At 66.4% G+C, this 21,720-nt stretch carries 22 protein-coding genes; 10 read left to right on the forward strand and 12 right to left on the reverse strand.

Annotated elements, in window-relative coordinates:
- Positions 1 to 267 precede the first annotated feature (267 nt).
- Together HMPREF3014_RS17780 and aphB are read left to right on the forward strand one after the other, a co-directional pair.
- On the forward strand, positions 268 to 1,662 hold the full coding sequence (locus tag HMPREF3014_RS17780; RefSeq protein WP_003112951.1) for an APC family permease: 1,395 nt from the start codon (positions 268 to 270) through the stop codon (positions 1,660 to 1,662).
- Positions 1,663 to 1,677: 15 nt separating this feature from the next.
- Positions 1,678 to 2,712 (forward strand): acetylpolyamine amidohydrolase AphB, encoded by a 1,035-nt coding sequence (gene aphB / locus HMPREF3014_RS17785; RefSeq protein WP_003110574.1) that lies wholly within the window; start codon positions 1,678 to 1,680, stop codon positions 2,710 to 2,712.
- Between the two features lie 80 nt (positions 2,713 to 2,792).
- Here the strand turns inward: aphB and HMPREF3014_RS17790 are convergent, their stop codons facing one another.
- From HMPREF3014_RS17790 to HMPREF3014_RS17805, 4 genes are all read right to left on the reverse strand, one after another.
- Complete coding sequence (locus HMPREF3014_RS17790) at positions 2,793 to 3,143, reverse strand: NirD/YgiW/YdeI family stress tolerance protein (RefSeq protein ID WP_003084357.1); 351 nt, start codon at positions 3,141 to 3,143, stop codon at positions 2,793 to 2,795.
- 83 nt (positions 3,144 to 3,226) lie between these two features.
- The gene (locus tag HMPREF3014_RS17795) at positions 3,227 to 4,216 is read right to left on the reverse strand and encodes an SdiA-regulated domain-containing protein (RefSeq protein WP_003121726.1); all 990 of its coding nucleotides are present in this window, start codon (positions 4,214 to 4,216) and stop codon (positions 3,227 to 3,229) included.
- A gap of 98 nt (positions 4,217 to 4,314) precedes the next feature.
- Positions 4,315 to 4,980 (reverse strand): fumarylacetoacetate hydrolase family protein, encoded by a 666-nt coding sequence (locus HMPREF3014_RS17800; RefSeq protein WP_023083888.1) that lies wholly within the window; start codon positions 4,978 to 4,980, stop codon positions 4,315 to 4,317.
- 91 nt (positions 4,981 to 5,071) lie between these two features.
- Positions 5,072 to 6,466, reverse strand: a complete 1,395-nt coding sequence (locus HMPREF3014_RS17805; RefSeq protein ID WP_016263943.1) for an FAD-binding oxidoreductase — start codon at positions 6,464 to 6,466, stop codon at positions 5,072 to 5,074.
- Positions 6,467 to 6,669: 203 nt separating this feature from the next.
- Between HMPREF3014_RS17805 and serA the strand changes: the two genes are divergently transcribed.
- The gene (serA, locus tag HMPREF3014_RS17810; protein WP_003112947.1) at positions 6,670 to 7,899 is read left to right on the forward strand and encodes a phosphoglycerate dehydrogenase; all 1,230 of its coding nucleotides are present in this window, start codon (positions 6,670 to 6,672) and stop codon (positions 7,897 to 7,899) included.
- Between the two features lie 57 nt (positions 7,900 to 7,956).
- Here serA and HMPREF3014_RS17815 read toward each other — a convergent pair whose 3' ends face one another.
- Positions 7,957 to 8,394 (reverse strand): DUF4399 domain-containing protein, encoded by a 438-nt coding sequence (locus HMPREF3014_RS17815; RefSeq protein WP_003084345.1) that lies wholly within the window; start codon positions 8,392 to 8,394, stop codon positions 7,957 to 7,959.
- 292 nt (positions 8,395 to 8,686) lie between these two features.
- Between HMPREF3014_RS17815 and HMPREF3014_RS17820 the strand changes: the two genes are divergently transcribed.
- Together HMPREF3014_RS17820 and HMPREF3014_RS17825 are read left to right on the forward strand one after the other, a co-directional pair.
- Positions 8,687 to 9,457 carry a cystine ABC transporter substrate-binding protein gene (locus HMPREF3014_RS17820; protein WP_003112946.1) on the forward strand — a complete coding sequence of 257 codons (771 nt, stop codon included), beginning with the start codon at positions 8,687 to 8,689 and terminating at the stop codon, positions 9,455 to 9,457.
- A 71-nt stretch (positions 9,458 to 9,528) separates the two neighbouring features.
- Positions 9,529 to 10,221, forward strand: coding sequence for an amino acid ABC transporter permease (locus HMPREF3014_RS17825; RefSeq protein ID WP_003084339.1), 693 nt, complete (start codon positions 9,529 to 9,531; stop codon positions 10,219 to 10,221).
- Positions 10,222 to 10,225: 4 nt separating this feature from the next.
- On the opposite strand, the gene HMPREF3014_RS17830 is transcribed toward HMPREF3014_RS17825, so the two are convergent.
- On the reverse strand, positions 10,226 to 10,720 hold the full coding sequence (locus HMPREF3014_RS17830; protein WP_003112945.1) for a 2-thiouracil desulfurase family protein: 495 nt from the start codon (positions 10,718 to 10,720) through the stop codon (positions 10,226 to 10,228).
- A gap of 265 nt (positions 10,721 to 10,985) precedes the next feature.
- Between HMPREF3014_RS17830 and HMPREF3014_RS17835 the strand changes: the two genes are divergently transcribed.
- A complete protein-coding gene (locus tag HMPREF3014_RS17835; protein ID WP_003084327.1) occupies positions 10,986 to 11,540 on the forward strand; it encodes a DUF6160 family protein in 555 nt (184 codons plus the stop codon).
- Between the two features lie 21 nt (positions 11,541 to 11,561).
- Here the strand turns inward: HMPREF3014_RS17835 and HMPREF3014_RS17840 are convergent, their stop codons facing one another.
- Positions 11,562 to 12,260 carry a 2OG-Fe(II) oxygenase gene (locus tag HMPREF3014_RS17840; protein WP_003118764.1) on the reverse strand — a complete coding sequence of 233 codons (699 nt, stop codon included), beginning with the start codon at positions 12,258 to 12,260 and terminating at the stop codon, positions 11,562 to 11,564.
- A gap of 48 nt (positions 12,261 to 12,308) precedes the next feature.
- Here HMPREF3014_RS17840 and HMPREF3014_RS17845 point away from each other — a divergent pair, with 48 nt between their 5' ends.
- Positions 12,309 to 13,061 (forward strand): hypothetical protein, encoded by a 753-nt coding sequence (locus HMPREF3014_RS17845; protein WP_003084320.1) that lies wholly within the window; start codon positions 12,309 to 12,311, stop codon positions 13,059 to 13,061.
- 19 nt (positions 13,062 to 13,080) lie between these two features.
- Here the strand turns inward: HMPREF3014_RS17845 and HMPREF3014_RS17850 are convergent, their stop codons facing one another.
- A complete protein-coding gene (locus HMPREF3014_RS17850) occupies positions 13,081 to 14,022 on the reverse strand; it encodes a phospholipase BipL (protein ID WP_003084318.1) in 942 nt (313 codons plus the stop codon).
- Positions 14,023 to 14,098: 76 nt separating this feature from the next.
- Between HMPREF3014_RS17850 and HMPREF3014_RS17855 the strand changes: the two genes are divergently transcribed.
- Complete coding sequence (locus tag HMPREF3014_RS17855; RefSeq protein WP_003118762.1) at positions 14,099 to 14,710, forward strand: DUF6436 domain-containing protein; 612 nt, start codon at positions 14,099 to 14,101, stop codon at positions 14,708 to 14,710.
- A 104-nt stretch (positions 14,711 to 14,814) separates the two neighbouring features.
- Positions 14,815 to 15,318, forward strand: coding sequence for a transcriptional regulator (locus tag HMPREF3014_RS17860; RefSeq protein WP_003112942.1), 504 nt, complete (start codon positions 14,815 to 14,817; stop codon positions 15,316 to 15,318).
- Here the strand turns inward: HMPREF3014_RS17860 and HMPREF3014_RS17865 are convergent.
- Positions 15,297 to 16,349 (reverse strand): AraC family transcriptional regulator, encoded by a 1,053-nt coding sequence (locus tag HMPREF3014_RS17865; RefSeq protein WP_003112941.1) that lies wholly within the window; start codon positions 16,347 to 16,349, stop codon positions 15,297 to 15,299. The two genes, HMPREF3014_RS17860 and HMPREF3014_RS17865, sit on opposite strands and share 22 nt — an antisense overlap.
- Before the next feature lie 110 nt (positions 16,350 to 16,459).
- Here HMPREF3014_RS17865 and hacB point away from each other — a divergent pair, with 110 nt between their 5' ends.
- Complete coding sequence (gene hacB, locus HMPREF3014_RS17870) at positions 16,460 to 18,847, forward strand: N-acylhomoserine lactone acylase HacB (protein ID WP_016263945.1); 2,388 nt, start codon at positions 16,460 to 16,462, stop codon at positions 18,845 to 18,847.
- A 177-nt stretch (positions 18,848 to 19,024) separates the two neighbouring features.
- Here the strand turns inward: hacB and HMPREF3014_RS17875 are convergent, their stop codons facing one another.
- The 3 genes from HMPREF3014_RS17875 to HMPREF3014_RS17885 form a co-directional block, all read right to left on the reverse strand.
- Positions 19,025 to 19,894, reverse strand: coding sequence for an ABC transporter permease subunit (locus tag HMPREF3014_RS17875; protein WP_003084307.1), 870 nt, complete (start codon positions 19,892 to 19,894; stop codon positions 19,025 to 19,027).
- Between the two features lie 82 nt (positions 19,895 to 19,976).
- Positions 19,977 to 20,858, reverse strand: a complete 882-nt coding sequence (locus tag HMPREF3014_RS17880) for an ABC transporter permease subunit (protein ID WP_073647949.1) — start codon at positions 20,856 to 20,858, stop codon at positions 19,977 to 19,979.
- Between the two features lie 26 nt (positions 20,859 to 20,884).
- The coding region (locus tag HMPREF3014_RS17885; protein WP_049330595.1) for a TOBE domain-containing protein at positions 20,885 to 21,720 on the reverse strand (836 nt) is incomplete at its 5' end.

The raw sequence follows: 21,720 nt of genomic DNA on the forward strand, positions 1-21,720 counted from the left end.
CGGAAACGGCGCCGGCAGAGCCCAAGGGAACCTCGCGACCGCGAGCTAGAAATCCAACAAGAACGCTTCCTGAGAACGCCATGAACACTATCGACGCCCCAACGCCCGTGCCCGCACACGCCGCGCGCCCTCTCGTCACTGCCATTTCCACCGACCCGGCGGAAACCCCAGCGGTTTTCCACTAGCCCGTCCATTCACCCGGCGCAGGAAAGGTCCGCCCAAGCGGCCGCCTGCGGGATCGATACGGCATTTCGCGAGGAGCGGAACATGGCCAGCGAACGCAACAACGGCATCCTCATCGGCGGCAAGCGCCCCGAGTACGTCCACAGCGCCCAGGGCACCGGCCTGCGGCGCATCCTCGGGCTTCCCGCCCTGGTCTTCTTCGGGCTGGTCTACATGGTTCCGCTGACCATGTTCACCACCTACGGGGTAGTCACCGAGATCACCGGCGGTCGCACCGCCAGCGCCTACCTGATCACCCTGGCGGCGATGCTCTTCACCGCCTTTTCCTACAGCTTCATGGTGAAGAAATATCCCATCGCCGGCTCGGCCTATTCCTATACCAGCCTCAGCTTCGGCCCCTGCGTCGGCTTCCTCGCCGGCTGGTCGCTGCTGCTCGACTACCTGTTCCTGCCGATGATCAACTACCTGCTCATCGGCCTGTTCCTCAACATCGCCTTCCCGATGGTGCCGGCCTGGGTCTTCGTGCTCGCGGCGATCGGCCTGGTCACCGTGCTCAACGTGATCGGCATCAGCTCGGTGGCCGGCATGAGCAACGTGATCGTCGGCGCCCAGTTCGTCTTCGCCGTGGTGTTCGTCGCCATGGCGGTCAAGCACCTGGCCGGCATCCCCTCGCTGGACCTGAGCCTGCCCTTCGTCGGCGACGGCAGCCAGCCGGGCTTCGCCCCGTTGATGGCCGGCGCGGCGGTGCTGTGCCTGTCGTTCCTCGGCTTCGACGCGGTCTCGACCCTGGCCGAGGAAACCCGCGACCCGCAACGCGACATCCCGCGCGCCATCGTCATCACCACGGTCGGCGCCGGCCTGCTGTTCACCGTGCTGGCGGTCTTCAGCCAACTGGTGTTCCCCGGCAGCGTATTCCAGGACGCCGAGTCGGCGGCCAACGAAGTGATGCTGGCGGCCGGCGGCAAGTTCCTCGCCAGCTTCTTCACCGCCGCCTACGTCGCCGGCGCCGCCGGCTCGGCGCTGGCCTCGCAGGCCTCGGTGTCGCGCATCCTCTACAGCATGGGCCGCGACGGCATCCTGCCGCGGCGCGTGTTCGGCAGCCTCTCGGAGCGCTTCAAGACGCCAGTGATCGCGATCCTGGTGGTCTCGGTGATTTCCCTGCTGGCGGTGGTCATCGACCTCACCACCCTGGCCTCGATGATCAGCTTCGGCGCGCTGGTGGCGTTCTCCGCGGTGAACCTGGCGGTGATCCGCAGCTACCTGCTGCTCGACGGCCGCCGCGCCCCGCGCGACCTGCTGCGCTACGGGCTGGTGCCGGCCATCGGCCTGGGCCTGACCCTGTGGCTGTGGACCAGCCTCTCGGCGCTGACCCTGGTGATCGGCCTGACCTGGTTCGCCGCCGGCCTCGCCTACCTGGCGTTGCATACCGGCGGTTTCCGCCGCAAGGCGCCGACCGTGACCTTCTCCGAACAGAACTGAGCCCGGGAGCCCGACATGCTGACCATCTACAGCGACGACCATCGCCTGCACCACGGCCGGCACGAACTGATCGGCGGCCAGTTCACCCCCTGCTTCGAAAAACCCAGCCGCGCCGACATGGTCCTCGACCGCGTGAAGGCCGTCGGCCTCGGCGAAGTCCGCGCACCGCGCGACTTCGGCCTGGAACCGATCCGCCGGGTGCACAGCGAGGGTTTCGTGCGTTTCCTGCAGAACGCCTGGCAGGACTGGCTGGCCACCGGCCGCAGCCACGATATGCTGCCGATCGCCTGGCCGACCCGGCGCCTGCGGCAGACGGAGCCGGACAACATCGACGGTCGCCTCGGCTACTACTCCTTCGACGCCGGCGCGCCGATCACCGCCGGGACCTGGCAGGCGATCACCAGTTCGGCCAACGTCGCCCTCAGCGGCCAGTCCGAACTCGCCAACGGCGCGCGCTCGGTATTTTCGCTCTGTCGCCCGCCGGGCCACCACGCCGCGGCCGACTACATGGGCGGCTATTGCTTCTTCAACAATGCCGCCATCGCCGCCCAGGCCTTCCTCGACCGGGGCGCCGGGCGGGTGGCGATCCTCGACGTCGACTACCACCATGGCAACGGCACCCAGGACATCTTCTACGACCGCGCCGATGTGCTGTTCACCTCGATCCACGGCGATCCGCGCTTCGAATACCCCTATTTCCTCGGCTACGCCGACGAGAAGGGCAACGGCGTCGGCACCGGCTACAACTTCAACTACCCACTGGCGGCCGGCAGCGACTGGGCGACCTGGAGCCAGGCGCTGCAGGCGGCGATCCGGCAGATCCAGGCCTATGCGGCGGACGTCCTGATCGTTTCCCTGGGGGTGGATACCTTCAAGGAGGACCCGATTTCCCAGTTCCGCCTGGACAGCCCCGACTACCTGCGCATGGGCGAAGCCATCGGCAAGCTCGGCCTGGCCACGCTGTTCGTGATGGAGGGAGGCTACGCGGTGGAGGAAATCGGGATCAACGCGGTGAACGTGCTACAGGGTTTCGAAGGGGTTCACCGGTAAGCCCGCCCGCAACTTCGCCCGGTCGGAACGCGAAACGGCCCGCCTCTCTTCCGGGAGGCGGGCCGTTTCGATTCAGGGCCTTACTTGATCACTTCGACGAACTCGACGTCGATCTCGCGGCCGACCAGGTCGCGGTCGACTTCGCCGGTCAGCTTGACCCGGGTCTTGTCGTTGATTTCCATCGGCGGGAAGTCTTCGTCGTCGATCTCCACCTTCATGCTGCCGGTGGCATCGCGGAACTCGTAGATGTCGCCCTTGATGCGCTTGACGATGGTGCCCTGGAGGACCACCGGGGTGTCGTCGGCGGCTTCCAGCGCGGCCTTCACCGTGGTGGTGGTCGGGGTAGCGCCCGGGCCGGTATAGCCGGCGGCCAGGGTGACGGTGGAGAACAGGCCGATGGCAGCGATGAGGGGCAGGTGACGAAGTTTCATGGGTAACGCCTCGTAGTTGGTTTCGATGGGTCCAGGCTACGAAGCCTTGCTGAAACCAGGCTTAATCGGCGCTTAAGCGAAGCTTAATCGGCGTCGCTGGTGGCCAGGCGCTCGCCGCTCTTCTTGCGGAACACGTAGAACAGGTTCGGCTCGCTGACCATGTAGATGGTGCCCTCGTCGTCGATGGCCACCCCTTCGGCGCGCGGGATCTTGCTGTCCAGGCCGTTGAAGCCGCCGAGCAGGCTGATGAAGCTGACCGGCTCGCCCTTCTCGTCCAGCTCCAGCAGCAGATGCGATTCGGCCGACAGCACCAGGGTATGGCCGGTACGCGGGTCGACGCTGAGGGCCGAGACGTTGCGCATGTACAGGTCGTCGCTCGGTAGCGCGGTCATCGCCCCGCTCAGGCTCGGCCCGCCGTCGCTCTTCCAGCTGAACAGGGTCATCGGATCGCGCTCCTTGCTCAGCAACAGACGCTGCTGGCGCGGATCCCAGGCGATGCCCTCGAAGCCCTTGTTCTTCTTGCCGATATTGCCCAGCGGGAATTCGGCCAGGCTCTTGGTGCTCAGCTCGGCGGTCTGCGGGTCGACATGGAAGATGGTCAGGGTATTGCGGCGCTCGTCGGTCACCGCGACGTTGCCGTTCTCCAGCACCGCCACGCCTTCGGGATTGCTCAGGCCGAGCAGCGGGATAGTGCGCAGCACGTCGCCGGTGAGCGACAGCTCCACCAGCAGCGGCCGCTTGCCGGTAACGGTGAACAGGGTCCTGGTTGCCGGGTTGTAGGCCAGGTCCGAGGTTTCTTCCTCCTCCAGGCCCTGCAACGGCTTGGCGTCGATCACCACCCGATAGCCCGGCAGCCAGATGCTTTCGTCGCGCTGCTGCTGGCTGGCCTGGCTTTCCTTCCACCAAAGGCCGGCGCGATCGTCCCAATGCATGACGATGGTCAGCACCACGCCGACGAGCACGACGAACGCCGGCAGCAGCCAGCGGAAACGGGGAAGCTTGGAGGCAAGGGACATGGGCGAGGCTCGACTGTTTGGCCAGGTGTTTTCTTGGGCGTCGCCATGAAAGGGCATTGCCCCCGGCCTGTCAATCGAAGCGTCGGCCAGCCGACCGACAGTCGTTTCCGCTGCCGGCGCTAGGGAGGCCGGCCGCACCCGGCGGCCGCAGCGGTTCAGAGCACGCGGGTCTCGAAACGGCTGGCGCCCGGCAATTCGAGCAGCAACTCGTCGCCGCTGTTCAGCGGCCCGACCCCGGCCGGCGTGCCGGTCAGCACCACATCGCCGGCCTGTAGCGAGAAATGCCCGGCGATGTGCTGGATCAGCGGCACGATCGGATTGAGCATGTCGCGGCTGTTGCCGTCCTGGCGCACCTCGCCGTTGATGGTCAGGCGGATGCCGATGTCGGTCGGGTCGGGAAACTGGTCGGCGTTCACGAACGGCGACAGCACGCCGGCGCCATCGAAGCTCTTTGCCAGCTCCCAGGGCAGGCCCTTTTCCTTCAGTTTCGCCTGGACCTCGCGCAAGGTCAGGTCCAGCGCCGGCGCATAGCCGGAGATCGCGTCGAGGACCTCCTCGCGGTTCGGCTTGCGCGACAGCGGCTTGCCGATCAGCACGGCGATTTCCGCCTCGTAGTGTACCGAGCCGCGCTCCTGCGGCAGGCTCAGCCCGCCGCTCACCGGCACCACGCAGGAGCCGGGCTTGATGAACAGCAGCGGCTCGGTGGGAACCGGGTTGTTCAGTTCCTTGGCGTGTTCGGCGTAGTTGCGCCCGACGCAGACCAGCTTGCCCAGGGGGAAGTGGATCGGGGTGCCGTCGATATATTGATGCTGGTAACTCATTTACCGACTCCTGAACGGGTGGAAAGGCATCCGTGGCGCCCGCCACAGACGAGAAGGGCCGGATGACCGGCCCTCTGCGTTGCGACACCTGCTACTCGGCGAAGATCTTGCCGGGATTCATGATCCCGTTGGGGTCGAACACCGCCTTCAGTGCCTTCATATAGGCAATTTCGGTTTCCGAGCGGGTGTAGGTCAAGTAGTCGCGCTTGGTCATGCCCACGCCATGCTCGGCGGAAATCGAGCCGTTGTACTTCTCGACGGTCTCGAACACCCACTTGTTGACGGTCGCGCACTTGGCGAAGAACTCGTCCTTGCCGAGGTTTTCCGGCTTGAGGATGTTCAGGTGCAGGTTGCCGTCGCCGATGTGGCCGAACCACACCACCTCGAAGTCCGGGTAGTTGGCCTCGACGATGGCGTCGATGTCCTTGAGGAAGGCGGGCACCCGGGAAACCGTGACCGAGATGTCGTTCTTGTACGGCGTCCAGTGGGAGATGGTCTCGGAGATGTACTCGCGCAGCTTCCACAGGTTCTGCAACTGCTGCTCGCTCTGGCTCATCACCCCGTCCAGCACCCAGCCCTGCTCGACGCAGTGCTCGAAGGTGGCCAGCGCCTCGTTGGCGACTTCCTCGGTGGTCGCCTCGAACTCCAGCAGGGCGTAGAACGGGCAGTCGGTTTCGAACGCCCGCGGTACGTCGCCACGGGCCAGGACCTTGGCCAGGGCCTTGTCGGAGAAGAACTCGAAGGCGGTCAGGTCGAGCTTGCTCTGGAAGGCATGCAGCACCGGCATGATCGAGTCGAAGTCGGGCGTGCCGAGGACCATAGCGGTGAGGTTCTTCGGCGTGCGCTCCAGGCGCATGGTCGCCTCGACCACGAAGCCCAGGGTGCCTTCGGCGCCGATGAACAGCTGGCGCATGTCGTAGCCGGTGGCGTTCTTGATCAGGTCCTTGTTCAGCTCGAGCAGGTCGCCCTTGCCGGTGACGACCTTCATCCCGGCCACCCAGTTACGGGTCATGCCGTAGCGAATGACCTTGATCCCGCCGGCATTGGTGCCGATATTGCCGCCGATCTGGCTGGAACCGGAAGAAGCGAAGTCAACCGGGTAGTACAGGCCGTTTTCCTCGGCGAAGGTCTGCAGTTGCTTGGTAACCACGCCCGACTGGCAGACTACGGTGCGGTCGAAGGCATTGAAGTCGAGTATCCGGTTCATGTAGTCGAAGGCCACCACGACTTCGCCGTTGGCCGCCACGGCCGCGGCGGAGAGCCCGGTACGACCGCCCGACGGGACCAGACCGACCTTGTGCTGGTTGGCCCAGCGGACGATCGCCTGGACCTGCTCGACGCTCTTGGGGAACACGATGGCCAGCGGCGCAGGGGCGAAATGCTTGGTCCAGTCCTTGCCGTAGGCGTCCAGGGAGGCGGCGTCGTCGAGCAGCTTGCCAGGCTCGACCAGGGGCTTGAGCGATTCGATCAGGGCTTCGCGGGTCATTCGGGAACTCTCAAATGATTCATGGTCGTCCTGAGAACAACTCAGGTCGCAACCGGGCAAGGAAAAGGGAGAACATGCTAGCATACGCCCCCCGCGCTTAGTGCCTCTGGGCGCCGAGTTGCGGGTGCCGGCCAGCGCCGGCCGGACCCGCTTCGCGCAGTTCGCTTTCCAGCCACTTCCTCCGGGACAACAGGTTTACGCAGATGAGCAAGACCTCTCTCGACAAGAGCAAGATCAAGTTCCTTCTTCTCGAAGGTGTCCACCAGAACGCCGTGGACACGCTGAAGGCCGCCGGCTACACCAACATCGAGTACCTCAAGACCGCGCTTTCCGGCGACGAGCTGAAGGAAAGGATCGCCGATGCGCACTTCATCGGCATTCGCTCCCGCACCCAGCTGACCGAAGAGGTCTTCGACTGCGCGAAGAAACTGATCGCGGTCGGCTGCTTCTGCATCGGCACCAACCAGGTCGACCTCAACGCCGCCCGCGAACGCGGTATCGCCGTGTTCAACGCGCCCTACTCGAACACCCGCTCTGTGGCTGAGCTGGTACTGGCCGAGGCGATCCTGCTGCTGCGCGGCATCCCGGAAAAGAACGCCTCCTGCCATCGCGGCGGCTGGATCAAGAGCGCGGCGAATTCCTTCGAGATCCGTGGCAAGAAGCTCGGCATCGTCGGCTACGGCTCGATCGGCACCCAGCTCTCGGTACTCGCCGAGGCCCTGGGCATGCAAGTGTTCTTCTACGACACCGTGACCAAGCTGCCGCTGGGCAACGCGGTGCAGATCGGCAGCCTGCACGAGCTGCTGGGCATGTCCGACATCGTCTCGCTGCACGTTCCCGAACTGCCCTCCACCCAGTGGATGATCGGCGAGAAGGAAATCCGCGCGATGAAGAAGGGCGGCATCCTGATCAACGCCGCGCGCGGCACAGTGGTCGAGCTGGACCACCTGGCCGCCGCGATCAAGGACGAGCACCTGATCGGCGCCGCCATCGACGTGTTCCCGGTCGAGCCGAAATCCAACGACGAGGAATTCGCCAGCCCGCTGCGTGGCCTGGACCGGGTGATCCTGACCCCGCACATCGGCGGCTCCACCGCCGAGGCACAGGCCAACATCGGCCTGGAAGTGGCGGAGAAGCTGGTCAAGTACAGCGACAACGGCACCTCGGTGTCCTCGGTCAACTTCCCCGAAGTCGCCCTGCCGTCGCACCCGGGCAAGCACCGCCTGCTGCACATCCACGCCAACATCCCCGGCGTGATGAGCGAGATCAACAAGGTCTTCGCCGACAACGGCATCAACGTTTCCGGCCAGTACCTGCAAACCAACGAGAAGGTCGGCTACGTAGTGATCGACGTCGATGCCGAGTACTCGGACCTGGCCCTGGAGAAACTCCAGCAGGTCAACGGTACCATCCGTAGCCGCGTGCTGTTCTAAGGCAGCGTCCGGCGGAAAGGAAAAAGGAGGCCCAGCGGCCTCCTTTTTTCGTTTCCGTCACTTGACGGTAACGGTGATCTTCTCCGACTCCACGGTCGGCTCCAGCGGCACGTGGTTCTTGTCGCCCACCAGCAGTTGCAGGGTGTGCTTGCCCGGCGGCAGGGTGATCTCGGTTTCGGTCTGGCCCTTGCCGAAGTGGCGGATGTTGTCGGTCATCGGCAGCGGCAGGTTCATCGCCGGCTGCTCCTTCAGGTCCACCAACAGGTGATGGTGGCCGGTATCCGGCATGTCGACGCCGGCCGGCGCCACGCCCATGCCTTTCAGGCCGAATTTCACGGTGAAGGTCTTGTCGACGGTTGCACCATCGGCCGGCGTGATGAAATACACTTTCGCCCCTTCGGGCGCCTTCGTCCGGGGCAGGTCGGCAGCCATCAGGCTGGCGGATGCGCCGAACATCAGGGCGGCTAGACCGAGGCAAGGCAATGTCACTCTCATGGGAGTCTCCTGTTTTCACTTCCGTTAGCACCCGGGAAACACCACTGGACGGAATTTCCCCGGCACTCTTCGTGCCTTCCGAATCAGGGAAAGGCATCGCTGGCACAGCGATTTCCACTGCGAAGCCCGTGTTAGAGCGGCGCTCGCGCACATAATCCGGGTCAATGCCCGCAACCCCTGGAAAGACCGCATGCAACCCAGTAGGTTCGCGATTGTCCAGGACGCGGGCCCGGCTAAGCTGAACGAACAGCATAGGCCCGACCGACGTTCATTCCCACCCGAGGAGTACTACATGCGATTTCTGCCCCGCCTGCTGATGCTGGTATCCCTGGCCGCTCCGCTGGCCCATGCCGAGCTGCTCGACGACGTCCACCAGCGCGGCGCCCTGCGCATCGCCCTGGAGGGCACCTATCCGCCGTTCAACTTCAAGCAGGGCGGCAAGCTCACCGGCTTCGAGACCGAACTGGGCGAACTGCTGGCCGCCGAACTGGCGGTCAAGCCGGAATTCGTCACCACCGAATGGAGCGGCATCCTCGCCGGCCTGCAGAGCGGCAAGTACGACATCGCGCTGAACCAGGTCTCGGTGAACGAGCAGCGGCGCAAGGTCTTCGACTTCAGCGAGCCATACACCATCTCCAGCGCCCAGTTGATCGTGCGCGCCGACGAAACCCGCCAGTTCAAGTCGCTGGAAGACCTCAAGGGCCTCAAGCTCGGCGTCGGCCAGGGCACCAACTACGCCGACCTGGCGAAGTCGGTGGCCGGCGTCAACGTGCGCACCTATCCGGGCGCCCCGGAATACCTGCAGGACCTGGCCAGCAAACGCATCGACGCGGCGCTCAACGACCGCCTGCTGATCCCCTTCGCCATCCGCGAGGCCAAGCTGCCGGTCAAGCCCGGCGCGGCGGTGGGACCGGTGGCGAACATGGCGATTCCCTACCGGAAGAACAATCCGAAGTTCGGCGAGGCGCTGAATGCGGCGCTGGAGAAGATCAAGGCCGACGGCCGCTTCGCCAAGCTCTCGGAAAAGTGGTTCGGCCTGGACGTCAGCCAGCCGCCGAAGTGAGTTCCCGCCCGAACGGGGGAAGCGGCCGCGCCCGAGAGACGCGGCCGTCGTGTTTGTCGATGGAGTGTTGAATGAATTCGCTGCAGAAATTGCTCGAATGGCTCGCCAACCTGGTCGAGCTGCTCGGGATGGCCTGGCCCTTCCTGCTCCAGGGCGCGATGTATACCGTGCTGTTCGCCGCGGTATCGATGGTCCTGGGCCTGATCCTCGGCTTCAGCGTCGCGGTGGTCCGGGTGACCAAGGTGCCGGTGGTCTCGCAGATCGCCGCGGTCTACGTCAGCGCCTTCCGCGGGACGCCACTGCTGGTGCAGATCTTCGTCCTGTACTACGGGCTGCCGAGCGTAGGCATCGAGTTCACCCCGGTCACCGCGGGCATCCTGGCGCTGACCCTGAATGTCGCGGCCTATCTCTCGGAGTCCATGCGCGGGGCGATCCTCGGCATCGACAAGGGACAATGGGAAGCCGGGCTCTCGGTCGGCCTGACCTGGGGCCAGACCCTGTGGAACATCATCACCCCGCAGGCCCTGCGCCTGGCGGTGCCGAGCCTGTCGAACAGCCTGATCAGCCTGATCAAGGACACCTCGCTGATCTCCGTGATCACCGTGACCGAACTGATGCTGGCGACCAAGGAGGTCATCGCCGAGACCTTCCAGCCGCTGCCGCTCTATCTCGCCGCCGCCGGGATCTACTGGCTGCTTTCGGCACTCTTCGAGCGTGTGCAGAAAGCCCTGGAGAACCGCCTGACCGCGCCGCTGCGGCGCTGAGCGTTCAGCCGCCGGCGTCGAGGCCGGCCAGGCAGACCGCGGCGCGGTCCAGTTCATCCTCGTTGAATACCAGCACGCCCATGCGCTTGAGGGCGGCGGCGGTAACGCCCTCGCCGGCGACCCGGTTGCCGTTGAAGCGCCCGTCGTAGTTCTCCAGGTTGCCGCAGGAAGGACTGCGCGCCTTGAGCACGGCCATCCGGATGTCATGGCGGCGGACCAGCTCCACTGCCGCCTCCGCACCCAGCAGGAATGCTTCGCTGACATCCTCGCCGTCGACGGTGAAGACCCGGTTCAGCCGGTCCAGCACTTCGCCGCCCTGGCCGCCGGGGATCTCCGCTGGCGGGCGGGGCGTCGGCAGGCCTCCGGCGACCTCCGGGCAAAGGGCGACGATCCGCCCCTGCGCATGCCAGCGCGAGAGCAGGTCGAACGGGCCATGGCTGCCACCGTCGTAGCGCACCAGGTGGCCCAGCAGGCAACGGCTGACCAGAACCTTCTGCATGGATGCTCCACCCCTTTGACAGGCACACAGAGTAGCCCGCCGCTCGCCGATGGTCACGCCCGGTAACAGTAGCCGGGAAGCACCGGGGAAACCCGCCCTCCACCCAACCGGAGTTAGGCCTCGCGGTAGCGCTCCAGCGCCCGTATGGCGGGGACCAGGGCTATTTCTTGCCGATCCTTAGGATAGAACTGCGGGCGGCCCATGGCGAACCTCCGCCGCCCCGAGCAGACTGGCTTCCCGCGCAACCGCGAAGGACCCGCCCGTCATGCTCCCGACCCGCTCGCTTCTACCGTTTTTCCTGGCCCCCGCGTTGCTCGCCAGCGCTGCCAGCCAGGCGGCCATGGAGGCCCTGGACAACGACAGTCTCAGCCAGGTCACCGGCCAGGCCGGCATCAGCCTGCGCCTGGACCTGCGCGCCGGCGCGGCCAGGGTCGCCTGGGTGGACGACGGCGGCAGCCTCTCGCTGCGCAACCTGGTGATCGACAACGGCTGCGTGAAGGCCGGCGACTGCCCGGACGGGCGCGGCGGCAACATCCCCCTGGGCGCCGCCCAGCTCGGCCTGAGCTTGCCGATCTTCGGCGTCGAGCAGCCGACCCTGGCACTGGACGTGACCACCGGCAGCGGCGGCGGGCAGCAACTGGCGATCAGCCTGCCGGACCTCGCCACCATCAACGACCAGTTGATCGCCAGCGGCCTGCCGGCGCAGCGCATCCGCCTGCGGGTGGCCAGCGACCTGTACATCGGCGACAACTCGATCGGCCGCATCGAACTGCGCGACATCACCGACCTGCGCGGCACGATCAAGGTCTGGGGTCACTGAGGCGGCGACGCCGCCGAGGGTTCAGGAGAGTTGCAGGAGGGATTCGTTGCGCCGGCGGAACCAGCCGGTCAGCGACAGCCGGTCGCGGCTGGCGGGCAGGACTTCGTGCTCGGTGCCGGCGGACATGAACACCACCAGGCTACCGCCCGTCGGCTGGATGTCCACCTGCCGCTGCGGCAGGTGCAGGCGCAGCGCGCCGCCATGCTCGGGCAACCAGGCATCGTTGAGGTAGAGAACCGCGGAGACGGTGCGTGCGTCGTCGTCGCGGAAACGATCGACATGCTTCTGGTAATAGGCGCCCGGCGGGTACAGCGCGAAGTGGCACTCGAAATCCTCGAGGCCGAGGAACAGCGAGGCGTTGAGCGCCTGGCGCAAGCTGTCCATCACCCCCAGGTATTCGTCGCAGGCCTCGGATTCTCCGGGCTCCAGCCATTGCGTGAGGTCGCCGCGGATGCCTTCGCGGATCACCTGGCCGTCGCCGCGGCCGATCGCCGCCGGGGTCAGGTCGCCCGCGACCGCACGGGTGCGGCACTCTTCGGCCAATCTGGTGGTCAGACGCTCAGGCATGAAGATGCTCTGGTGCGACCAGCCCTGGTCGACCAGTTCATCGACGATGCGATGCAGGAGGGGATGATTGACGTTGATGTGCATTGTCCATTGTAGCGTGCCGCCCCGGTGTCTCGACAAGCGGTCCGCCGCATGTCGACAATAGCGCCCCATGGACGGCACCACCCGAACGACGAGGCTTTCGCCGCCAAAGGAGTATCAATGCGCGCTTTGCTCGCCTTCGCTTTACTGCTGGTTGGTCTGCCCGCCCTGGCCGACCCTTATCAACGCCTGTACCAGGCCGCTGGCTGGCCCGACCAGCGCGCGCATTTCAGCGATGCCCTGGACGCGGCGCAGAAGCGCTACCAGGACAAGCTGCCGCCCGCGCTCTACCAGACCCTGGTGGACAACAGCAATCGCCGCTTCGCCCCGGCCGAAGTCGACCAGCGCGCCCTCAACGGCCTGCGCGAGAACCTGCCGGACAGCGCCAGCCCGCTGAATTTCTTCGAGTCGCCGCTGGGGCGCAAGGTGGTCGCCGCCGAGGTGCTCGCCACCCGCCGCGACCAGTTGCTCCAGCACAGCAACGGCCTGCCGCGGCAGACCGCCAGCGAGCCACGCCGGGCCCTGGTCAAGCGCCTGGCCCAGGTCCTTCCGGCCCGAGAGGCCGGCGCGGAAGTCAGCCTGGCCCTGGCCGGGGTCGCCGCCGACAGCCTCAGCCAGATGCTTCCGGGCCTCCCCGGCCTGCTTGGCGGCGGACAGACCGGCCAGTTGCTGGAAGGCCAGCGCCAGCGCCTGGTGCAGCAGATCGGCGCGGACCTGGAGAACACCCTGCTGTATGTCTACCGCGATCTCTCCGATGCGGAACTCACCCAGTACGTGAACTTCGCCGAGTCGCCGGCCGGCCGCAGCTACTACCAGGCGGCCCTGGCCGCGCTGAAAGCCGGCCTGGCGGTGGACCAGGCGGTCGCCCCCTGATCGACGCGGGGCCTGGAACTCAGGCCCCCAGCGCGTCGCTCAGGAAATCGAAATAGCGCCGCCGCAGCCCCTCGCTTTCGTTCGCCAGGTGATGGCGCGCCTCTTCCAGCAACAGTATCCGCGGCTCGTCGAATTTCTCCCGCAGCACCTTCAGGCCATGGCGCCAGTCCACCGTCTCGTCGGACTCGCCCTGCACCACCAGGGGGCTCAGGGCACGCCGAGGTGCCCGCTCGATGCGCGGCACCCAGCGGGTCAGCGCGCCGACCCAGGCGGTCGGCAGGGTGCGTGGCTGCAACGGATCGTGCTCGCGGAGGAAGTCGAGGAACTGCGGATCGCTGGAGTTCTCCGAGAAGCGCCGCGGGATCGAGTCGACGAAGGGGCTCAGCAGGCGGTAGCTGAGCTTCGACCAGCCCCAGGCGCGCGGGCGCACCAGCGGCGCCAGGAGAATCGTCTCGCCCAGCTCGGGACGTTCGCCGCCGTGCAGCAGGTAGTCCAGCAGGATCGCCCCCCCGGTGCTTTGTCCGCAGAGGTGCCAGGGCGCCGCCAGGTCGAGTTCGGCAGCCTGGCCCAGCAGGCCCTTGAACACCGCCTGGTATTCGGCGAAGTCGCGGATGCTGGCCCGCTCGCCTTCGGACAGGCCATGCCCCGGCAGGTCGCAGGCGAGCACCGAGAAGCCCATGCCCAGCGCCCAGTCGACCACGTGCCGATACAGTCCCATGTGGTCGTAATAGCCATGCATCAGCAACAGGCTGCCGCGCGCTTCCGGCAGCAGCCAGGCCTGCACCGCCAGGCGGCGCCCGTCGACCGCCATGCTGCCGAGCCGCGCTTGCAGGCGCGGATGGCGGGAGCGCAGGTCCAGGCCGTAGTAGGCCTGGTAGGCGAGGACGGCGGCGTCCGCCTCGGCCGCGGCCAAGGGTCGCAGGTGCTGGCGCAGGTAATCGGGGTTGAAGGCTTCTGACATCGGCGGTTCCGGGCTGCAATCGATTCGTGGCCGGGCCACGGGCGAAACCCAGGGATATTCAGCTGCGCGCGAACACATGGCAAGCTTGGCACCCGTTTTCCGTGTGAATGCCATGACTCCCCGCCGCAAGACGCTCCTCGTCAGCCTGGTCGGCCTGCTCTGGGCCGGCGGCCTGCTCGCCGCCTACTGGTGGTTCGAGATCCGCTACATCCGCCCGTTCAGCGAGCAGACCACCCTGTTCTCCGGCGACAGCCTGCGCCTGCCGGCCGAGCTGGCCGGGCCGGGGGCGATCCGCCTGGTGCATTTCTGGGACCCGGCCTGCCCCTGCAACGTCGGCAACCAGCAGCACCTCGGCGAGCTGATCGAACGCTTCGCCGGCAAGGGCGTGGAGTTCCATGTCCTGCAGAAGCCTGGCAGCCAGGGCCGCCTGCCGGACAACCTGGCCGCCCTGCGCCCCCTCGCTGGTCTGCCCGGTTCCGAGCAGTTGCCGGCCAGCCCGGCCGTGGCGATCTGGGACCGCGACGGCCGCCTGGCCTACTTCGGCCCCTATAGCGAGGGCGCGGTATGCACCTCCAGCAACAGCTTCATCGAACCGATCCTCGAAGCGCTGCTGCAGGGACGTCCGGTGGATGCCACCCATACCCTCGCCGTGGGTTGCTACTGCCCCTGGACCCCGGAAAAAGGCTGACCTGGCTCAACACCGGGCCTTCCGGAGGGGGCGCCGGAAGGCGTAGCGGCTACACTGCCCGGGTCGGCCCACGAGGGGCCGTTGCCGAACCAAGGAGTCGCTGCATGTCCCTACGTCCCACCCTCGCCCTGCTCGCCCTCGTCAGCCTGCCACTGATGGCCGCCCAGAACGACCCTCAGCCCAGCAGCAAGGAACTGATGAAGGAGCACCAGGCGCAGATCCAGAACGACCTGGCCGACGTCGACTACAAGCGCAAGCGCATCGTCGAGGCCAACATGAACCTCACCGACCAGGAAGGCGAGAAGTTCTGGCCGATCTACAACACCTACCGCACCGAGTCGGACAAGCTCAGCAAGGAAACCCTCAAGCTCCTGCTCGACTACGCCCAGGCCTACAACAGCGGCAACGTCAGCGACGACCAGGCGAGCAAGCTGATCGAGCGTGTCGACGACCTCCAGGAGGACCGTCTGGAACTGCGCGACAAGTACGTCAAGCGCATCGCCAAGAACGTCTCGCCCAAGCGCGCCATGCGCTTCCTGCAGATCGAGATCCAGCTCGACGCCATCGCCACCCTGGAGATCGGCCGTCAGGTACCGCTGGTCGAGTAACCCTCTTCCCGCTTCGCCAGCCGCGCCCTGTATTGCTCCGGGGGCGCGGCGTGCCAGCGGCGAAAGGCCCGGTAGAACGGCGACAGCTCGGCGAACCCGCAAGCCTTGGCCACCTCGCGGATGGCGCGACCGGCCAACAGCATCTCGCTCGCCCGCTGCCGGCGAACCTCATCGCGAACCTGCCGGAAACTCGCTCCCCCAGCGGCCAGCGCACGCTGCAAGGCACCGCTGCCAAGGCCCAGCTCCGCCGCGCACTGGCGCAAGCCATAGCCCTCCCCGAGGCGCAGCTCGATCAGGTAGCGCACGCGATTGAGCAAGCGGTTCTCGCTGAGTTCGCGGGACTGTTCTTCCGCGTGGCGGGTCAGCACGTCATGCATGTCCGGATTGGCGTTGCGCGAAGGACGCCGCAGCAAGGCGGCGGAAAACACCAGGGCATCGTGCGGCCGCGAGAACAGCGGCAGCCTGCCGAACAACCGGCGGTGTTCGCCCAGCCGCGGCGGGGCTCGGTGGCGGAACTCGATGCGCTCGGCGACGAACTCGTCGTCGCTGATCAGCGCCAGCAGCTTGAGGAACAGCAGCATCAGGCATTCGATCTGCTGGCGCAGCGAGGCATAGCCCAGGTAGTTGATGTCGAGGATCAGCCTTGCCGTTTCCCCTTCGACCTCGAGGCGCGCGGCGAAACCGCCGGAGAGAATGTGCTGGAAACGCACGAAGCTGCGCAGCGCCTCCTCCAGGTCGCGCGCGGACAGCAGCAGGTAGCCGACCACATCGAGCAGGCGCGGCTTCATTGCCTCGCCCAGGTGCAGGCCGATGTCGGCATCGCCGGTCACCGCCGCCAGCTCGGTCCAGAACAACGGGGCGTTGTCATGCACCAGGCGGCCGCCCAGGGTCGGCGGCGGCAGCGGGATACGCCGGTAGACGCTGCGGTAGACGCGGGTGGGGTCGAGCCCGAGGGCGTCCAGGGCTTCATACAACAGACGCCGCAACGTGGCGGAATGGGTCAGGGGGCTGGTAGACGGGTCGTCCTGCATGGCGGCTCCTCGCGATTGACCAAAGACTTCCAGGGTCCGAGCATTCGGTCAATGCCGCGGGCCGGCGGCATCCGCAGAATGCTCGGCACTACAACAAGGAGAAAGGATCGATGAAACGCACCCTGACCGTGATCGCCGTGGCGGTCGCCGCCGCGGCTGCCGGCGGCGCCTGGTACCTCCATGCCAAGCAGCCGCTCCGCAACGGCTCGCTCGCCGTGGCCCACCTGCAGGCGCCGGTCGACGTGCGCTACGACGAGCGCGGGGTTCCGCACCTGTACGCGCAGAACCAGACCGACCTCTACCGCGCCCTCGGCTACGTGCACGCCCAGGACCGCCTGTTCCAGATGGAAATGCTGCGGCGCCTGGCGCGCGGCGAGCTGGCCGAAGTGCTCGGACCCAAGCTGGTGGATACCGACCGTCTGTTCCGCACCCTGCGCATCCGCGACCACGCCGCCGAATACAGCGCCCGCCAGGACAAGCAGTCGCAGCCCTGGAAAGTGCTGGAGGCCTACCTGGACGGGGTCAACCAGTTCCAGGAAAACAACCCGACGCCGCTCGAATTCGATCTGCTGGGCATACCCAGGCGTCCCTTCACCCCCGAAGATACCCTGAGCATCGCCGGCTACATGGCCTACAGCTTCGCCGCCGCCTTCCGCACCGAGCCGGTGCTGACCTACATCCGCGACGAACTGGGCAGCGACTACCTGCGCATCTTCGATCTCGACTGGCATCCGCAGGGCGTGCTGACGCCCTCCGGCGCACTGGGCGCCGGCGACTGGAAGGACCTCGGCGCCCTCGCCCGTCTCAGCCAGCAGGCCCTGGAGGACGCCGGCCTGCCGCAGTTCGAGGGCAGCAACGCCTGGGTCGTCGCCGGCAGCCGCACCGCCAGCGGCAAGCCCCTGCTGGCCGGCGACCCGCATATCCGCTTCGCCGCGCCGGCGGTATGGTACGAGGCCCAGCTGAGCGCGCCCGGCTTCGAACTCTATGGCCACCACCAGGCGCTCAACCCCTTCGCCTCGCTGGGCCACAACCGTGCGTTCGGCTGGAGCCTGACGATGTTCCAGAACGACGACCTCGACCTGGTCGCCGAGAAGGTCAACCCGGACAACCCCAACCAGGTCTGGTACCAGGGCGAATGGGTCGACCTGCAGAGCGAGGAGCAGGAAATCGCGGTCAAGGGCGCTGCGCCGGTGAAGCTCACCCTGCGCCGCTCACCCCACGGTCCGATCGTCAACGACGCGCTCGGCGCCAGCTCCGGCAAGACCCCGATCGCCATGTGGTGGGCTTTCCTCGAGACCGAGAACCCGGTGCTCGACGCCTTCTACCAGCTGAATCGCGCCGATACCCTGGCCAAGGCCCGCGCGGCGGCCTCGAAGATCCATTCGCCGGGACTCAACCTGGTCTGGGCCAACGCCGCCGGCGATATCGGCTGGTGGGCCTCGGCGGCCCTGCCAAAGCGGCCGGAGGGGGTGAACCCGAGCTTCATCCTCGACGGCAGCAAGGGCGAGGCGGACAAGTCCGGCTTCTATCCGTTCGCCGACAACCCACAGGAGGAAAACCCGGCGCGCGGCTACATCGTCTCCGCCAACTTCCAGCCGGTCCCGGCCAATGGCCGGCCGATTCCCGGCTACTACAACCTGGCGGACCGCGGCCAGTGGCTGGATACCCAACTGGCCGACCGCGGCACCAAATGGAACCTGGACAACAGCCGCGCGCTGCAACTCGGCAATCGCACCGGCTACGCGCCGCGCCTGCTCGCACCCTTGCTGCCGGTCCTGCGCGAGGTGGTCGACGACGCCGAAGGCAAGCGCCTGGTCGAGCAACTGGCGGCCTGGAAGGGCGACTTCCCGGTCGACTCGACCGCCGCCACGCTGTTCAACCAGTTGCTGTTCCAGATTGCCGAGGGCGCCTTGCACGACGAACTGGGCGATGCCTTCTTCGACAGCCTGATCGCCACCCGCGCCATCGACAGCGCGCTGCCTCGGCTGGCTGCCGACGCCGACTCGCCCTGGTGGGACGACCGCCGCACAGAACGCCGGGAAACCCGCGCGGATATCGTCAGGGCCGCCTGGAACGCCTCCCTCGCGCATCTGCGCGGCACCCTCGGCAACGACCCGTCCGGCTGGCTGTGGGGCAAGGCGCATACCCTGACCCACGAGCACGCCCTGGGCCAGCAGGCGCTGCTCAAGCGCCTTCTCAACGTCGGTCCGTTCGCCGCCCCCGGCACCCACGAGGTACCGAACAATCTGTCGGCGAAGATCGGCCCGGCCCCCTGGGCGGTCACCTACGGTCCATCGACCCGGCGCCTGGTGGACTTCGCCGACCCGACCCACAGCCTCGGCATCAACCCGGTCGGGCAGAGCGGCGTGCCCTTCGACGGCCACTACGACGACCAGGCCGAGGCCTACATCGAGGGCCACTACCTGCCGCAGCACTACGAGGAAAACGAGGTGAAGGCGAACAGCAAGGGCGTGCTGGTGCTGGAACCGAAGCGCTGAGCCGGCCGGCGTGGGGTTGGGCGAGTAGCCGGATGGTGGTTGTCCGCCGGATACAACGGGGTATCGGCGGATAACGCCTCGGGCGTCGCCCTACGGAGCGTAGCCAGGCATTTCCCGCCACCGACGCGCCAATGAAAAAGGCCACCCGCAGGTGGCCTTTTCTTTTCGGCGGAGGGCTCAGGCCGGGGTCGGCGAGCCTTTCTGCCAGTCGGTCGCGGTCTCTTCCATCGCCTGCTGGATCGCCCGGCGACGCCGCTCCTCGGCCTGGCGGGTGAAGTACCAGGCGAAGAAGGTGAACAGCGAAACGCTCAGCAGGATCAGGCTGGCCACCGCGTTGATCTCCGGCTTCACGCCCAGGCGTACCGCCGAGAACACTTCCATCGGCAAGGTGGTCGAGCCGGGTCCGGAGACGAAGCTGGCCAGTACCAGGTCGTCCAGCGACAGGGCGAAGGACATCATGCCGCCCGCCGCCAGCGAGGGCGCGATCATCGGGATGGTGATCAGCAGGAACACCTTCCAGGGCTTGGCGCCCAGGTCCATCGCCGCTTCCTCGATCGACAGGTCGAGTTCACGCAGGCGCGCCGACACCACCACCGCCACGTAGGACGAGCAGAAGCTGGTGTGGGCGATCCAGATGGTCACGATACCCCGTTCCTGCGGCCAGCCGATCAGTTGCGCCATGGCCACGAACAACAGCAGCAGCGACAGACCGGTGATCACTTCCGGCATCACCAGCGGCGCGGTGACCATGCCGCCGAACAGCGTACGACCGCGGAAGCGCGGGATGCGGGTGAGGACGAAGGCCGCCAGGGTGCCGAGGAGCACCGAGGAGAACGCCGTATAGAAGGCGATCTCCAGGGAGCGTCCGACCGAACTGACCAGTTGGGTGTTGTCCAGCAGGCCGACGTACCACTTCACCGACCAGCCGCCCCACACCGTCACCAGCTTGGAGGCGTTGAACGAATAGATCACCAGGATCAGCATCGGCAGGTAGATGAAGAGCAGGCCGACGATCAGCATGACGTTGGAGAAATTCCAGCGCTTCATACCTTGCCCTCCAGTTCTTTGGCCACGCTTCTGGATGGAGAGCCTGTTGAACGGGATACGGAGCGGGATACGCTGTGCTGGCTCATACCTTGCCCTCCAGTTCTTTGGCCTGGTTCTTGTTGAACAGGATGATCGGGATGATCAGGATCGCCAGCATCACCACCGCCAGGGCGGACGCCACCGGCCAGTCGCGGTTGTTGAAGAACTCCTGCCAGAGCACCTTGCCGATCATCAGGGTCTCGGGGCCGCCGAGCAGTTCCGGGATGACGAACTCGCCCACCGCCGGGATGAACACCAGCATGCAGCCGGCGATGATGCCGTTCTTCGACAGCGGCACGGTGATCTTCCAGAAGCTGGTGAAGTTACGCGCGCCCAGGTCGGAAGCGGCCTCCAGCAGGCTCGGGTCGTGCTTCACCAGGTTGGCGTAGAGCGGCAGGATCATGAACGGCAGGTAGGAATAGACGATGCCGATGTACACCGCGATGTTGGTATTGAGGATGGTCAGCGGCTCGCTGATGAGCCCCAGCCCCATCAGTACGCTGTTGAGCAGGCCGTTGTTGGAAAGGATGCCCATCCAGGCATAGACCCGGATCAGGATCGCCGTCCAGGTCGGCATCATGATCAGCAGCAGCAGGACGGTCTGCGAGGACTGGCTGGAGCGGGCGATGGCGTAGGCCATCGGGTAGCCCACCAGCAGGCAGATCAGGGTACTGATGAAGGCCATCTTCAGCGAGCCGAGGTAGGCATCGATGTAGAGCGGGTCATCGGTCAGCATCAGGTAGTTGCCGAGGTTGAGGAGCACCTGCAACTGCTGGTCCGCGTAGGCGAAGATCTCGGTGTAGGGCGGGATGGCCACGTCCGCTTCCGCCAGGCTGATCTTCAGCACGATGGCGAAGGGCAGCAGGAAGAACAGGAAGAGCCACAGGAACGGCACCCCGATGACCGCCTGCCGCCCGGTGGGCATGCGCTTTTTCAGGCTGTTGGCGAATTTCATGACTGCAGTACCACGCCGCTATCGTCGTACCAGCTGATGTACACCGACTGGTCCCAGGTCGGCCGGGCGACGTGGCGCTCGGCGTTGGCCATGAAGGCCTGGACGATCATCCCGGAGGCCAGCTTGATGTAGTACACCGAGTGGCCGCCAAGGTAGGCGATGTCGTAGACGGTGCCCTGGGCCCAGTTGTGCCCGGCGTGTTCCAGGTTGTCCGGCTTCTGCGCGCTGATCATCACTTTCTCCGGCCGCAGCGCGTAGGTGATGCGCTTGTCCTCGGCGCGGGTGCTGATGCCGTGGCCGATGTAGATCGGGTTCTCCAGCTGCGGGCAGGCGATCACCGCATGGTCCTGCACGTCCTCCACCAGCACGCCGTCGAACAGGTTGACGTTGCCGATGAACTCGCAGACCAGGCGGCTCGCCGGGGTCTCGTAGATGTCCATCGGGCTGCCGATCTGCTCGATGCAGCCCAGGTGCATGATGGCGATGCGCTGGGCCATGGTCATGGCCTCTTCCTGGTCGTGGGTCACCATCACGCAGGTCACGCCGACGCGCTCGATGATCTCCACCAGTTCCAGTTGCATCTGCGAGCGCAGCTTCTTGTCCAGCGCGCCCATCGGCTCGTCGAGCAGCAGCAGCTTCGGCCGCTTGGCCAGCGAACGAGCCAGGGCCACCCGCTGGCGCTGGCCGCCGGAGAGCTGGTGCGGCTTGCGCTTGGCGTACTGGGTCATGTGCACCAGCTTGAGCATCTCGGCCACGCGCTCGTCGATCTCGGCCTTGGGCAGGCCGTCCTGCTTGAGGCCGAAGGCGATGTTCTGCGCCACGCTCATGTGCG

It is taken from the genome of Pseudomonas sp. HMSC065H01, assembly GCF_001815235.1.
Classification (GTDB): Bacteria; Pseudomonadota; Gammaproteobacteria; order Pseudomonadales; family Pseudomonadaceae; genus Pseudomonas; species Pseudomonas aeruginosa.